The organism is Kitasatospora sp. NPDC087314 (assembly GCF_044744365.1).
Classification (GTDB): domain Bacteria; phylum Actinomycetota; class Actinomycetes; order Streptomycetales; family Streptomycetaceae; genus Kitasatospora.
This window is the reverse complement of record NZ_JBIUYE010000007.1, coordinates 45,359-58,751: the sequence shown is the minus strand read 5'-3', so window position 1 is coordinate 58,751 and position 13,393 is coordinate 45,359. Positions and strand designations below refer to the sequence as shown.

The following is a 13,393-nucleotide window of genomic DNA, read 5'->3' as shown; positions in this document are numbered from 1 at the left end:
CCGTGCCATCCGCCACCTCCTCCCGATTACCATCGGCGCGTGAACTCGTACTGGCGCGTCGCGCTGCCACCGCTCAGCGCCTGATCGGGCGCGCGCCGGTGGCTTGAGCCCCGCGACCCCGGCCGGTGTGGACCGCCGCCAGGGGTCTGCCGTGTGCGCCCGTTTCGAAACCAGTCCTCTCCCACGGTTTTCGACGACGGAAGTTCACGACTGTGCCGAACCGCACCACTGTGCCCGCGCCCACCCGCCCGGCCCCCGCTGTGCGCCCTGCCAACCCCCTCAACGGGCCGGTCCCGATCCTGGCCACCGCCCTGCTGTGGGGCACCACCGGGACCGCCAGTTCGCTCGCGCCCGCCGGGGCCCCGGCGGCGGGCATCGGCGCCGCCGCGCTCGTCCTCGGCGGGCTGCTGCTCTTCCTCTCCACCCGTAGCGCCCGCGCGCTGCCCCGGACGTGTAGCCGCCGGGAGCGGTGGCTGCTCGTCGTCGGCGCGGTCGCGGTGGTCGGGTACCCGATCGGCTTCTACCCGGCCGTGAGCCGTACCGGCGTGGCGGTGGCCACCGTGATCGCGCTGGGCAGCGCCCCCGTCTTCACCGGCCTGCTCGGCTGGCTCGCCCGGCAGGGCCGGCCGACCGGCCGCTGGGCCTGCGCCACGGCGACGGCGGTCGTCGGCTGCGCCGTCCTGGTGCTCGGCCCCGAACTCACCGGCGGCGCCACGGCGGTGGACGCCACCGGGGTGGTGCTGGCCGCGTTCGCCGGGCTCTCCTACGCCGCCTACTCGCTCGTCGGCGGGAAGCTCATCATGCGCGGGCACCCCTCGGCCGGGGTGATGGGGGCGATGTTCGGCGGGGCGGCGCTCCTCGTCCTGCCGGTCCTGCTGCTCGGCGACGTGCGGTGGATCGGCACTGCGCGCGGCGCGGCGGTGGTGCTCCACCTCGCCGTGATCACCACCTTCCTCGCCTACCGCCTCTTCGGCCACGGCCTGCGGCACACCTCCGCCCAGACCGCCACCACCCTCACCCTCGCCGAATCCGCCGTCGCCGCCGTGCTCGGCGTCGCCGCCCTGGGCGAACGCCTGTCCGCCGTCTCCTGGTCCGGCCTCGCCGTCCTCGCCGCCGGCCTCGCCCTCCTCGCCCTCCCCACCCGCCCGGTTCGCCACCGCGCCTGACCGGGTCGGACGGTCGCGGACCGTCCGCCGCGCAGGAAGCCGGCCCGTCCGACTTCCTACGCAGTCGGGGGCGGGGCGGGTCGGCGCCGGGGTCAGATGCCGAGGTGGGTGGCGATGCCGGTGAGGACGCAGTCGAGGCCGGTTTCGAACTGCCAGGTGGGGTCGTCCTTGCGGGTGGCCTCGTGGAGGTAGCGCTGGTAGGCGGGGTAGCGGCCGGTGCCCATGAGGAAGGACATGCGGGGGGCGAGGGCGGCGCGGGTTTCGTCGCCGCCGGACCAGCCGTGGTCGCGTTGGAGGTCCTGCAGGGCGATCTCGGCGGCGACGGAGCCGTGGACGTAGCCGGTGACGGTGCGGAAGACCGCCATGGTGGTGTCGGCGTCCAGGCCGTGGTCGGCGAGGGCGGCGAAGGCCCGCTCGGGGACGGCCAGTTGGTTGGGGCTGAGGGAGGCGGCGGCGGCGCGGACGGTCCACGGGTGGGCCAGGTTCATGGCGCGCAGGTGGACGGCCAGGATGCGCATGGTGTCGCGCCAGCCGGCGGCCGGGGCGTCCAGGGGGAGCCGGCCGTAGACGAAGTCGACCATCAGCTCGATGAGTTCGTCCTTGCCGGAGACGTACCGGTAGGCGGCCATCGGGGCGACGCCGAGGGCGGTGGCGAGCCGGCGCATGGTGACGGCGTCGAGCCCCTCGGCGTCGGCGATCTCGACCGCGGCCTCGGCGATCCGGTGCGGGGTGAGGGTGGTGCGCGGTGCGGGCGCCGGGCGGGCGAGGCGCTCCCAGAGTGAGGCCTGGGGCTGGGTCCGGTCGTCGTCCCCGGTGGGGGCCTGCTGGGCGGGCATGGGGCGGGCTCCTTCCGGCTGGGGCTCCCCACCGTACCACTCGCGTGTACGGCGTATCGGTAGTGGACGGCGTACGCGACTGTGTGTACGTTGTATCCAACAGATACGGTGTACGCATCGTCCCGGAGGGGGACCCCATGTCCACGGATGACAAGCAGGGCCTGCAGGTCGCGGTCATCGCCGGCAGCACCCGGAACGGCCGGTTCGCGCCCGTCGTCGCCGACTGGCTGCTCGGCCACGTCGCCACGCGCGACGACATGACCGCCGACCTGATCGACCTGGTGGAGACCCCGCTGCCGACCACTTTCCCGTCCTTCGGTGGCGAACTGGAGTCGGGCGCCGCCGAGTTGATCGCCGCCGTCTCGCCCCGACTGGAGTCCGCCGACGCCTTCGTGATCGTCACGCCCGAGTACAACCACAGCTTCCCGGCCCCGCTGAAGAACGCCATCGACTGGCACAACCACCAGTGGCACGGCAAGCCGGTCGGCTTCGTCTCCTACGGCGGACTCTCCGGCGGTCTGCGCGCCGTCGAGCAACTGCGGGTGGTCCTCGCCGAGTTGAACGCCATGACGATCCGCAACACGGTCAGCTTCCACGGCGCCGCCCAGTGCTTCGATACCGACGGCAAGCCGCTGGACCCGGCCGCCGACGCCGCCGCCAAGACCATGCTCGACCAACTCGCCTGGTGGGCCGAGGCGTTGCGCGAGGCCCGGCGCGTCCGCCCGTTCGCGGCCTGACCCGGTGACCCCGGGAAAGCGGATGGTGGACCCACCATGGTGACGGAACCGGTCGAGGAGCGCCCCAAGCCGCCGCTGCTCGGCATCCTCGGGCTGATGCTCGGCATCTTCCTCTCCGCCCTCGACGGCCAGATCATCGGCACCGCGCTGCCGACCATCGTCGGCGACCTCGGCGGGCTGGACCACCTCTCCTGGGTGGTCACCGCCTACCTGCTCACCTCCGCCGCCGCCACCCCGCTCTGGGGCCGGCTCGGCGACCTGTACGGGCGCAAGGGTGCCTACCAGTGGGCGGTGGGCGTGTTCCTGGCCGGTTCGGTGCTGTCCGGACTGGCCCAGAACATGGGCGAGTTGATCGCCTTCCGGGCGGTCCAGGGGGTCGGCGCCGGCGGGCTGATGGTCGGCGCGCTCTCGGTGATCGGGGTGCTCATCCCGGCAACCGACCGGGGGCGGGTGCAGTCGGTGATCGGGGTGCTGATGCCGATCGCCTTCGTCGGCGGGCCGCTGCTCGGCGGCTTCCTCACCGACCGGCTGAGCTGGCGCTGGGCGTTCTACGTCAACCTGCCGGTGGGCCTGTTCGCGCTGGCGGCGGTCGGACTGGGCGTCCGGCTGCGGACGGAACGCGTCCGCGCGCCGTTCGACTGGGCCGGGGTGGCCCTGCTGACCACCGGCATCCTCGCCCTCACCCTGATCGGCAGCTGGGGTGGCGTGACGTACTCCTGGACCTCGCCCCGGATCCTCGGGACGGCGGCCGTCGCGACCATCGCGCTCGCCTGGTTCGCCCGGGTGGAACGGCGCGCGCCCGGACCGCTGATCCCGCCCGCCCTGTTCCGCGACCGCAACTTCACGGTCGCCCAGGTCCTCGGCTTCCTCACCGGCGCGTTGATGCTCGCCCTGGTCGGCTACCTGCCGCAGTACCTGCAGTTCGTGCAGGGCGCCTCGCCGACCACCGGCGGCCTGCTCCTGCTGCCGCTGATGCTCGGCATGATGGGCACCCAACTCCTCACCGCCCGGCTGATGGCCGAGCCCGGCGGCGAGCGGCGCTACCCGCTGCTCGGGGGCGCCCTGGCGGTGGTCGGGGCGGCCCTGCTGCTGCTCCTCGGCACCGGCACCCCGACGGTCCTCGCCTCGGCGCTGACCGCCGTCGCCGGGGTCGGGATCGGCCTGCTCATGCAGAGCACCATGCTGACCTCGATGGGCGCCGTCCGGCCTCGGGACATGGGCGCCGCGATGGGGGTGGTCACCCTGCTCCGCAGCATCGGCGGCTCGCTCGGCATGGCGGTACTCGGCGCGGTCTACACGGCCCGGATGGCGGCCGCCCTCACCGAGCGGCTCGGCGCCGGCCGGAGCGCCCGGCTGACCGGTGGCGGCGAACTCACCCCGGCGGCGCTCACCGGCCTGCCGACCGGCGTCCGGGACGCGGTCGGGGCGGCCGTCACCGCCGGCCTGCACGGCGCCGTGGCCGGCGGGGTGGTGCTGGCCGCCGTCGCCACCGCCGTCGCCTGCCTGGCCCGCCCGAACCCGCGGCCGGGCCCGGGCGTCGGCGCGGACCAGGAGGCCCCGGAGGGCGCGTCGGCCCCGGCGACGGCGGGCTGACCGCCGGGACGGCGGGCGGGCACGGCGGTTGAGCGGCCGGGGTCTTGACGCCCGACCGGGCGGGTGATCGGATTCCCGCATGCCGGACACCACCGCCCCGACCGACCTCGGCCCGCTCGACGTCCTGGCCCGCTATCGGCAGGCGATCCTCGACAAGGACGCCGACGCCCTGGCCGACCTCTACGCCGTCGACGCCGTGCACGAGTTCCCGTTCCTGTCCCCCGGCATGCCGGAGCGCCACCAGGGGCGGGAGGAGGTCCGGGCCGGGTACCGCGCCGTCTGGGGCGCGAGCCCGGCGCAGCCGCAGGAGATCCGCGAGGTCGCCGTGCACGAGGGCGCCGACGGCGAGGTGATCACCGTCGAACAGGTCGTGGTGGGGACGCTGGCCACGACGGGCAAGCCGTTCCGCGTGCCGGGGCTGCTGGTGATCAGGGTCCGGGACGGCCGGATCGTGCACGTCCGCGACTACATGGACGGGCTCGGCGTGGCTCACGCGATGGGTCGGTTGGGCGCCGTCGCGGCCCGGCTCGAAGCCGAGGGCGAGAGCGAGGGCCGGGCCTGACGGGCGCCGGGGGAGAACGCCACGAGCCTCCGGAGGGATCCCCTCCGGAGGCTCGGTACGAGGCTCAGGCGGTCAGCGTCCCGGACGGGCCCTAGCCGTCAAGGCCCGCCGGCCGGGCGATCAGCACTCGATGACGTTCACGGCGAGGCCGCCGCGCGAGGTCTCCTTGTACTTGATCTTCATGTCGGCGCCGGTCTCCTTCATCGTCTTGATCGCCTTGTCGAGCGAGACGTGGTGCCGTCCGTCGCCGCGCAGGGCCATCCGGGCGGCGGTGACGGCCTTGACCGAGGCCATGCCGTTGCGCTCGATGCAGGGGATCTGGACGAGGCCGCCGACCGGGTCGCAGGTGAGGCCGAGGTTGTGCTCGATGCCGATCTCGGCGGCGTTCTCGACCTGCTCGGGGGTGCCGCCGAGGACCTCGGCGAGGCCGCCGGCGGCCATCGAGCAGGCGGAGCCGACCTCGCCCTGGCAGCCGACCTCGGCGCCGGAGATGGAGGCGTTCTCCTTGAAGAGCATGCCGATGGCGCCGGCCGCGAGGAGGAAGCGGACGATGCCGTCCTCGTCGGCGCCCGGGATGAAGTTCAGGTAGTAGTGCAGGACGGCGGGAATGATCCCGGCCGCACCGTTGGTCGGCGCGGTGACCACCCGGCGGCCGGAGGCGTTCTCCTCGTTGACCGCCATCGCGTAGAGGGTCACCCACTCCATCGCGTTGGCCGGGCCGATGCCCTCGGCGCGCATCGCCCGGGCGGCGGCCGCGGCGCGGCGGCGGACCTTGAGGCCGCCGGGCAGGATGCCCTCGCGGGACATGCCGGCCCGCACGCACTCCTGCATGACCTGCCAGATCTCCAGCAGACCGGTTCGGATCTCCTCCTCGGAGCGCCAGGCCTTCTCGTTCTCCAGCATCAGGCCGGAGATGGACAGCCCGGTCTCGCGGGTGAGCCGCAGCAGCTCCTCGCCGGTGCGGAAGGGGTAGCGCAGCGCGGTGTCGTCGGGCTTGACCCGGTCCGCGCCGATGGCGTCCTCGTCGACGACGAAGCCGCCGCCGACCGAGTAGTAGGTCTTCTCCAGCAGCGTGGAGCCGTCCGCCGCGAACGCCCAGAGGGTCATGCCGTTGGCGTGGTACGGCAGCGAGCGGCGGCGGTGCAGGATCAGCTGGGTGTCGGGGTCGAAGGCGATGGGGTGGGTGCCGAGCAGGTTGATCCGCTTCTCGGCGGTGATCCGCTCGACGTCCTTGTCCGCCTGGTCGACGTCGACCGTGCGGGGGGAGTTGTTCTCCAGGCCGAGCAGGACGGCCTTCGGGGTGCCGTGGCCGTGGCCGGTGGCGCCCAGCGAGCCGTAGAGCTCGGCGCGCACGCTCGCCACCGCGGGCAGCAGGTCCTCGGACCGCAGGCGGCGGGCGAACATCCGGGCCGCGCGCATCGGGCCGACGGTGTGGGAACTCGACGGGCCGATGCCGATGGAGAAGAGGTCGAAGACGCTGATGGCCACGGGGGACGTCCTTGTCTGGTCTCGTGGAGGAACGTGCGGGCAGGGCTGCTGACACGGGTCGGGGCACCGCGCGCACTGTCCAGTGTGCGCGGTGCCCCGGGGTCCCAGGTACCGCGGCGACGTGAGGCCGGTCACCCCGCCCGAAGGATCACCGCAGTGATCGGAGACCGGTCGCTTACAGGTTGGGGTACAGCGGGTACTTGTCGGCCAGCGCGGTGACGCGGGCCTTGAGCGCGGCGGCGACGTCCTCGTCGAAGGCGGGCTTGAGCGCCTCGGCGATGATGTCGGCGACCTCGCGGAAGTCCTCGGCCCGGAAGCCGCGGGTGGCCAGCGCCGGGGTGCCGATGCGCAGGCCGGAGGTGACCATCGGCGGGCGCGGGTCGTTCGGGATGGCGTTGCGGTTGACCGTGATGCCGACCTCGTGCAGCCGGTCCTCGGCCTGCTGGCCGTCCAGCTCGCTGTTGCGCAGGTCGACCAGGACCAGGTGCACGTCGGTGCCGCCGGACAGCACCGAGGCGCCGGCCTCGGCGACGTCGGCCTGGAGCAGGCGCTCGGCGAGGATCCGGGCCCCCTCCAGGGTGCGCTCCTGGCGCTCCTTGAACTCCTCGGACGCGGCGATCTTGAAGGCGACGGCCTTGCCCGCGATCACGTGCTCCAGCGGGCCGCCCTGCTGGCCGGGGAACACCGCGGAGTTGATCTTCTTGGCGTACTCGGCCTTGGACAGGATGACGCCGCCGCGCGGGCCGCCCAGGGTCTTGTGGGTGGTGGTGGTGACCACGTCCGCGTACGGCACCGGGTTGGGGTGCAGACCGGCGGCGACCAGGCCGGCGAAGTGCGCCATGTCCACCATCAGCAGCGCACCGACCTCGTCGGCGATGCGGCGGAACTCGGCGAAGTCCAGCTGGCGCGGGTAGGCGGACCAGCCGGCGATGATCAGCTTCGGCTGGTGCTCCTTGGCCAGACGCTCGACCTCGGCCATGTCGACCTGGCCGGTCTTCTCGTCCACGTGGTACGCGGCCACGTGGTAGAGCTTGCCGGAGAAGTTGATCTTCATGCCGTGGGTCAGGTGACCGCCGTGGGCCAGGCTCAGGCCCAGGATGGTGTCACCCGGCTGGATCAGCGCGAACATCGCGGCGGCGTTGGCCTGCGCGCCGGAGTGCGGCTGGACGTTGGCGTGCTCGGCGCCGAACAGGGCCTTGATGCGGTCGATCGCGATCTGCTCGACCACGTCGACGTGCTCGCAGCCGCCGTAGTAGCGGCGACCGGGGTAGCCCTCGGCGTACTTGTTGGTGAGCACCGAGCCCTGGGCCTCCATGACCGCCACCGGGGCGAAGTTCTCGGAGGCGATCATCTCCAGGGTGGTCTGCTGGCGGTGCAGCTCGGCGTCGACCGCGGCGGCGATCTCCGGGTCGAGGGCGTGCAGGGACTGGTTCAGAACCGTCATGGTGTGGTCTTCCCGGGAGGAGAGAGGGGGGAGCCGGGCGGGACGGCCGCCGCGCTGCGGCCGCCCCGTCACAAGAGGGTCAGCCGCCGATGAAGGCGGTGTACTCGTCCGCGCTGAGCAGCTCGTCGGTGGACTCGACCTGGACCTTGAACAGCCAGCCGCCCTCGAAGGGGGCGCTGTTGACCAGGCTGTTGTCGTCCACGACGTCCTGGTTGATCTCGACGATCTTCCCGGTCACCGGGGAGAACAGGTCGCTGACCGACTTGGTGGACTCCAGCTCGCCGCAGGACTCGCCCGCGGTCACGTCGTCGCCGACCTCGGGCAGCTGCACGTAGACGATGTCACCGAGCGCGTCGGCCGCGTGGGCGGTGATGCCGACCGTGGAGACACCGTTCTCGGTGGCGGTCAGCCACTCGTGCTCCTTGGTGTACTGCAGGTGCTGGGGGTTGCTCATGGCGTCATTCTCCAGGATGGGAAGCGGGTACGACGAAGCGGGCCGCCGCACGGACGGCTTCGACGTGGGTCTACGGGGGAGGAGGCCTCGGCGGGCGCGCCGGTGGGTCGTCAGCAGGCGCGCCCGCAGGGCCTCAGCGGGCGCGCTTGTAGAACGGCAGCGCCACGACCTGGACCGGCTCGTGCTTGCCGCGCACGTCCACCGCGACGGTGGTGCCGGGGGCGGCGTGGGCCGCGTCGACGTAGGCGATCGCGATCGGCTTGCCCAGCGTCGGGGACGGGGCGCCCGAGGTGATCCGGCCGATCGGGGCGCCGTCGGCGGAGACCACGGTGTACTCGGCGCGCGGGACGCGCTTGCCCTCGGAGACCAGGCCGACCAGCACCCGCGGCGGGTTGGCCTCGGCCTCGGCGGCGGCCTTCTCCAGCGCCTTGCGACCGATGAAGGCGCCCTCGTTGGTGGTCTTGTCGAAGCGGACGACCCGGCCCAGGCCCGCGTCGAACGGGGTCAGGTCGGTGGAGAGCTCGTGCCCGTACAGCGGCATGCCGGCCTCCAGGCGCAGCGTGTCACGGCAGGACAGGCCGCACGGGACCAGGCCGTGGCCCTCGCCGGCGGCGGTCAGTGCCTGCCAGACCGCCTCGGCGTCGCCCGGGTTGCAGAAGACCTCGAAGCCGTCCTCGCCGGTGTAGCCGGTGCGGGCGAGCAGCACGTCGCGGCCGGCGACCTGGGCCGGGAGGATCGCGTAGTACTTCAGGCCGGGCAGGTCGGCGTCGGTGGTCCCGGCCAGGATGGCGGTGGACTCCGGGCCCTGGACGGCGATCAGCGCGTAGGTGTCGCGGTCGTCGGTGACGACGGCGTCGAAGCCCTTGGCGCGGGCGATCAGCTCGTCCAGCACCAGCTGGGCGTTGGAGGCGTTGGCGACGACCAGGAAGGCGTCCTCGCGCAGGCGGTAGACGATCAGGTCGTCCAGGATGCCGCCGTTCTCGGCGCAGATCATGGTGTAGCGGGCACGCAGCACGCCCAGCGCGGAGACGAAGCCGACCAGCGCGTGGTCCAGCATCTCGCCGGCCTGCGGGCCGGTGACGGTGATCTCGCCCATGTGGGAGAGGTCGAACAGACCGGCCCGGGTGCGGACGGCGAGGTGCTCCTCGCGCTCGCTGCCGTAGCGCAGCGGCATGTCCCAGCCGGCGAAGTCGGTCATGGTCGCGCCGAGGGCGCGGTGCAGCGCGTCGAGCGCGGTGAGGCGGAGGGACGACATGGCCTGGAACTCCTCGGTCGGGGCACTCATGGGTGCACGCGCCGGAACCGGACCCGCTCGGGGACCGACCCTGCGCGCGGGCATGCGGCGGCGTGGGTCTCCCCATCTGTCGTCGAACCTGAGAGCTTCACCGCCCACCTGCCCGCAGCTGTTTCCAGCATCCAGGACAGCATGGTGGCTTGCACCGTGGGTGGGCGCGCGACAGGGCCGTGCGCCACTTTCCAGATGTGCCTAACCCGTGCGGTAGGGGGGCCTGAGAGATTCCGGGGAGGACTTGCTCCTTCGGCGCCGGCCGTGCCGCCTGACGGGGCACTCCGGGCTCTCCCGCGCGGGTTCGAGCGGCCGGTATGGAGTTGTGGGTCCGGCGGCGCGTCGCGCCGTCGAACGCGCACATCATGGCACGTCCGCGCCGACGGCGGGAGAGGGGGACCGGTCACACGGTGCCGTACCCGCCGGTCACCCCGTCCGGTACCGAACGGGAGCGCTGCCGGGAGCCCTAGACTGCTGCGCGTCGGCGCAGCAGAGGGCGGCCGACCGGCAGAGGGCGGATCAGGCGCGCATGGGGTACCCGGTGGAGCAGCAGCAGGGGTGGGGCAGCCCGGAGTCGGCGCCGCCGGGCGGCGGGTGGCCGGCCAACGAGCTCGAACAGGTGCTGACCGCCGCGCTGGGCGACCCGGGTGCGACGCCGCGGGTGGTCGAGGTGCTGGCCCGCAGCCAGGTGTGGATCCCGCTGCCCTCGGGCGGCGACCCGCAGGGGACGGCGCTGGACCTGCCGACCATCGAGCTGGCCGGCGACCCGTACGTGCCGGTGTTCTCCTCGCAGGAGGTGTTCCTGCGCCAGGCGCCGGGGATGGCCTTCGCGGTGGCGCCGGTCTGGGAGTTCGCCCGCGGGCTGCCGCTGGGCGTGGGAATCGCGGTCAACCCGGAGGCGGCGGTGGGCATCCCGGTGCCGCCGCAGGGCGTGGCGGAGCTGCGCCGCGGCCCGCGCGAGGAGCGCTGGGCGGGCCCGGACCAGGGCGGGCACCAGCCCCAGGAGGAGCCGACCGGCGGCCGGGTGGCGCTGCGCGAGCCGGTGCCGGGCGAGGACCCGGAGTACTTCCTGGCCGCCTGCCGGGCCGAACTGTCGGCCCTGCCCGGAGTGTTGACCGCCCGCCGGGCGCTGGCCAGCGTCGAGGGCGAACCGACCGTGATGTTCGTGGGCGTCCAGTTGGACCCGGCGGCCCCGGCCGACCCGGCCGCGGTGAACGAGGCGCTCGGCCGGGCGCTGGGAACCGCGCCGCTGCCGGGGGGCGTCCACCTCGTACTGCTCGATCTCGCCGATGATCCGGTGGTCGAGTGGCTGCTCACCCGGGTACTCCCCTTCTACGCCCGGGTGTGAGCGACGTTCGTTCGTAGGCACGTCGCCGTGGCGGTGGCCGGTGCCGCGCCATAGGGTGCGTGCAGACGGCCGACGGGTCGGCGGGGTCGAGGAAAGAGGCGCGGCGAGGTGGGCGCATGAGTGCGGGAGCGGTAGCGGGCGGTGCACCGGGGCCCTGGGGCCAGGCATCCGCCGGGCGCCCCGGAGCGGATCCGGGCGCGCTGGAGCGCGCCCTGCGCGAGGTCGCGCCGGAGCGCTACGAGGCGTACGAGCAACTGCTGCACGCGCTGGCCGACGGCCAGGTCTGGATGCTGCTCTGGCACGGCACGCCGGGCAGCGCCGACGCCCAGTACGGGAACATGGAGATCAGCGGCCACGGCTACGCGCCGGCCGTCACCTCGCCCGAGCAGCTGACGGCCTCCGGCTGGGCGCGGGCCCACGAGGTCATCTCCGGGCGGGAGATCGCCGCCTCGCTGTACCGGACCCGCTGGGGCCTGTGGCTCAACCCGCACGCTCCCGGCGGCGGGGTCGGCGTGCCCTGGGCGGACCTGCGGCGGATCGCCGCGGGGCTGGAGCGGCTGCCGGCCGGGCCGTTGAAGCTGAGCGAGCCGCAGCTGAACGCCCAGCAGTTCTTCGCGCTGCTGGAGCGGCAGGCCGGCGAGGTGCGCGCGGTGCGGGCGCTGCGCCGGGCCTGGGTGCAGCCGGCCGTGGGGGAGCCGTACCTGGCGATCGGCCTTGAGCTGTACGAGAGTTCGCCGCCGGCGGTGGAGGCGGTGCGGGCGCTGATGCAGCGGGCGATCGCGGTCGCCCCGGAGGGGCTGGCGGTGTCCACGGTGGCGATGGCGGACGAGTACGACCCGGTGGCGCTGTGGATGCGGGCCCACGCGCGCCCGTTCTTCGACCGGGAGGCCGGCCGGCCTCCGACCGGTCCCTACCCGCCGGTGCCGCCCCCGCCGTACCCGTCGCAGCAGGGGCCGGGGTACGGCTACGCCACCCGCCCGCCCGCGCAGGGTTGGCCCGGGCAGCAGCCGCAGCAGCAGCCGTGGCCCGGATACCCCGGACGATAGATCCAAAACCTCTTCACCGAAGCCGACTTGATCTTGCATCAGGTCGGCTTCGGTGTTTTCCGGACGACATTCCGGCCGGTGCTGTCAGGCATCTTGACATGCCAGTTGTGGCCATGTGAAGAGGGATATGCCGAAGATCAGGAGGTGCATGCGTACAGATCACAGTTGGGCATCTGTCGGTGGTCAGGGCTGGCGTAAGCCAGTTCGGATGGCAGAGAGTTCTGCGCAACGCACCGCGCGTACTGGGAACCCCACGAAGGTGAACGCGCACGCCGACCGCCAGAACCACGCGACGCCCATCCCGCGTGGGGGCAGTACCTGTGCACGACGTACTGCCGCGAACACCCGCTCCTAGCACCTCCGCACGTCCGCAGCCGTACCGCCAACCGGTGACCGGCGCCCGTGGGCCGGCCACCGTCGGCGAGGGGACCAACTGACCATGACCGCAACCGCCACAACCGCCGGGAACGAGCCCGAGGCGCCCGCCTCCACGACCCCGGCCAAGACGATCGAGGGACGCTCCCTCGGCCGGATCGCCTGGACCCGCTTCAAGCGGGACAAGGCCGCCGTCGCCGGCGGCATCGTGGTGATCCTGCTGATCCTGCTGGCCTTGCTGGCCAAGCCGATGGAGGCGGTGTTCGGCCTCGACCCGGACGCCCTCCACCAGGACCTGCTGGACGCCAACCTCGGTGGCATCCCGCTCGGGGACTGGGGCGGGATGAGCTGGGACCACCCGCTCGGCGTCGACATCGCCCAGGGCCGTGACCTGCTCTCCCGGGTCATCGAGGGCTCCTGGGTCTCGCTGCTGGTCGCCTTCGGCGCGACCGTGCTGTCCAACGTGATCGGCACCGTCCTCGGCGTGATGGCCGGGTACTACGGCGGCTGGGTGGACACCCTGATCAGCCGGATCATGGACGTCTTCCTGGCCTTCCCGCTGCTGCTCTTCGCCATCGCGATCTCGACCTCGCTGCAGGGCGGCGCGTTCGGCCTGGACGGACTGCCGCTGCACATCGCGGTGCTGATCTTCGTGATCGGCTTCTTCAACTGGCCCTACATGGGCCGGATCGTGCGCGGGCAGACGCTCTCGCTGCGCGAGCGGGAGTTCGTCCACGCGGCCCGCAGCCTGGGCGCCCGCGGCCCGTTCATCCTGTTCAAGGAGCTGTTGCCGAACCTGGTCGGTCCGATCCTGGTCTACTCGACCCTGCTGATCCCGACCAACATCCTCTTCGAGGCGGGGCTCAGCTTCCTCGGCGTCGGTATCCAGCCGCCGCAGGCCTCCTGGGGCGGGATGCTCCAGGACGCGATCAAGTACTACCAGGTGGACCCCCAGTACATGGTGGTCCCCGGTCTGGCGATCTTCATCACCGTGCTCGCCTTCAACCTGCTCGGCGACGGGCTGCGTGACGCCCTCGATCCCAAGAGCAACTGACGTCG

General features: G+C 73.0%; 12 protein-coding genes and 1 riboswitch. Of the genes, 7 read left to right on the top strand and 5 right to left on the bottom strand.

All coding sequences use genetic code 11. The features are described 5' to 3' along the window. Nucleotides 1–212: 212 nt before the first annotated feature. Entirely contained in the window at nucleotides 213–1,166 is a 954-nt protein-coding gene (locus ACIO5E_RS16785) for a DMT family transporter (protein ID WP_400668034.1), read from the top strand. 92 nt (nucleotides 1,167–1,258) lie between these two features. Here the strand turns inward: ACIO5E_RS16785 and ACIO5E_RS16780 are convergent, their stop codons facing one another. Further along, nucleotides 1,259–2,002 (bottom strand): TetR/AcrR family transcriptional regulator, encoded by a 744-nt coding sequence (locus tag ACIO5E_RS16780; protein ID WP_400668032.1) that lies wholly within the window; start codon nucleotides 2,000–2,002, stop codon nucleotides 1,259–1,261. Between the two features lie 137 nt (nucleotides 2,003–2,139). On the opposite strand from ACIO5E_RS16780, the gene ACIO5E_RS16775 reads away from it, so the two are divergent. The 3 genes from ACIO5E_RS16775 to ACIO5E_RS16765 all read left to right on the top strand — a co-directional run bounded on the left by ACIO5E_RS16775 (nucleotide 2,140) and on the right by ACIO5E_RS16765 (nucleotide 4,894). Beyond that, nucleotides 2,140–2,739 carry an NADPH-dependent FMN reductase gene (locus ACIO5E_RS16775; RefSeq protein WP_400668029.1) on the top strand — a complete coding sequence of 200 codons (600 nt, stop codon included), beginning with the start codon at nucleotides 2,140–2,142 and terminating at the stop codon, nucleotides 2,737–2,739. Nucleotides 2,740–2,775: 36 nt separating this feature from the next. After that, nucleotides 2,776–4,332 carry an MDR family MFS transporter gene (locus ACIO5E_RS16770; protein ID WP_400668026.1) on the top strand — a complete coding sequence of 519 codons (1,557 nt, stop codon included), beginning with the start codon at nucleotides 2,776–2,778 and terminating at the stop codon, nucleotides 4,330–4,332. A 79-nt stretch (nucleotides 4,333–4,411) separates the two neighbouring features. Beyond that, complete coding sequence (locus ACIO5E_RS16765) at nucleotides 4,412–4,894, top strand: nuclear transport factor 2 family protein (RefSeq protein ID WP_400668023.1); 483 nt, start codon at nucleotides 4,412–4,414, stop codon at nucleotides 4,892–4,894. A gap of 120 nt (nucleotides 4,895–5,014) precedes the next feature. Here the strand turns inward: ACIO5E_RS16765 and ACIO5E_RS16760 are convergent, their stop codons facing one another. From ACIO5E_RS16760 to gcvT, 4 genes are all read right to left on the bottom strand, one after another. Further along, entirely contained in the window at nucleotides 5,015–6,382 is a 1,368-nt protein-coding gene (locus tag ACIO5E_RS16760) for an L-serine ammonia-lyase (RefSeq protein WP_400668020.1), read from the bottom strand. A 175-nt stretch (nucleotides 6,383–6,557) separates the two neighbouring features. Continuing rightward, nucleotides 6,558–7,826 carry a serine hydroxymethyltransferase gene (glyA, locus tag ACIO5E_RS16755; protein WP_400668017.1) on the bottom strand — a complete coding sequence of 423 codons (1,269 nt, stop codon included), beginning with the start codon at nucleotides 7,824–7,826 and terminating at the stop codon, nucleotides 6,558–6,560. Between the two features lie 79 nt (nucleotides 7,827–7,905). Further along, nucleotides 7,906–8,280 (bottom strand): glycine cleavage system protein GcvH, encoded by a 375-nt coding sequence (gene gcvH, locus ACIO5E_RS16750; protein ID WP_280675909.1) that lies wholly within the window; start codon nucleotides 8,278–8,280, stop codon nucleotides 7,906–7,908. Between the two features lie 133 nt (nucleotides 8,281–8,413). Further along, on the bottom strand, nucleotides 8,414–9,535 hold the full coding sequence (gene gcvT, locus ACIO5E_RS16745) for a glycine cleavage system aminomethyltransferase GcvT (RefSeq protein WP_400668728.1): 1,122 nt from the start codon (nucleotides 9,533–9,535) through the stop codon (nucleotides 8,414–8,416). Nucleotides 9,536–9,766: 231 nt separating this feature from the next. After that, a riboswitch (glycine riboswitch) is annotated at nucleotides 9,767–9,872 on the bottom strand. A 222-nt stretch (nucleotides 9,873–10,094) separates the two neighbouring features. On the opposite strand from gcvT, the gene ACIO5E_RS16740 reads away from it, so the two are divergent. From ACIO5E_RS16740 to ACIO5E_RS16730, 3 genes are all read left to right on the top strand, one after another. Then, nucleotides 10,095–10,913, top strand: coding sequence for an enhanced serine sensitivity protein SseB C-terminal domain-containing protein (locus ACIO5E_RS16740; RefSeq protein ID WP_400668014.1), 819 nt, complete (start codon nucleotides 10,095–10,097; stop codon nucleotides 10,911–10,913). A gap of 116 nt (nucleotides 10,914–11,029) precedes the next feature. Beyond that, complete coding sequence (locus ACIO5E_RS16735) at nucleotides 11,030–11,959, top strand: enhanced serine sensitivity protein SseB C-terminal domain-containing protein (protein WP_400668011.1); 930 nt, start codon at nucleotides 11,030–11,032, stop codon at nucleotides 11,957–11,959. Nucleotides 11,960–12,398: 439 nt separating this feature from the next. After that, on the top strand, nucleotides 12,399–13,388 hold the full coding sequence (locus ACIO5E_RS16730; protein ID WP_280675902.1) for an ABC transporter permease: 990 nt from the start codon (nucleotides 12,399–12,401) through the stop codon (nucleotides 13,386–13,388). Nucleotides 13,389–13,393: the final 5 nt, after the last annotated feature.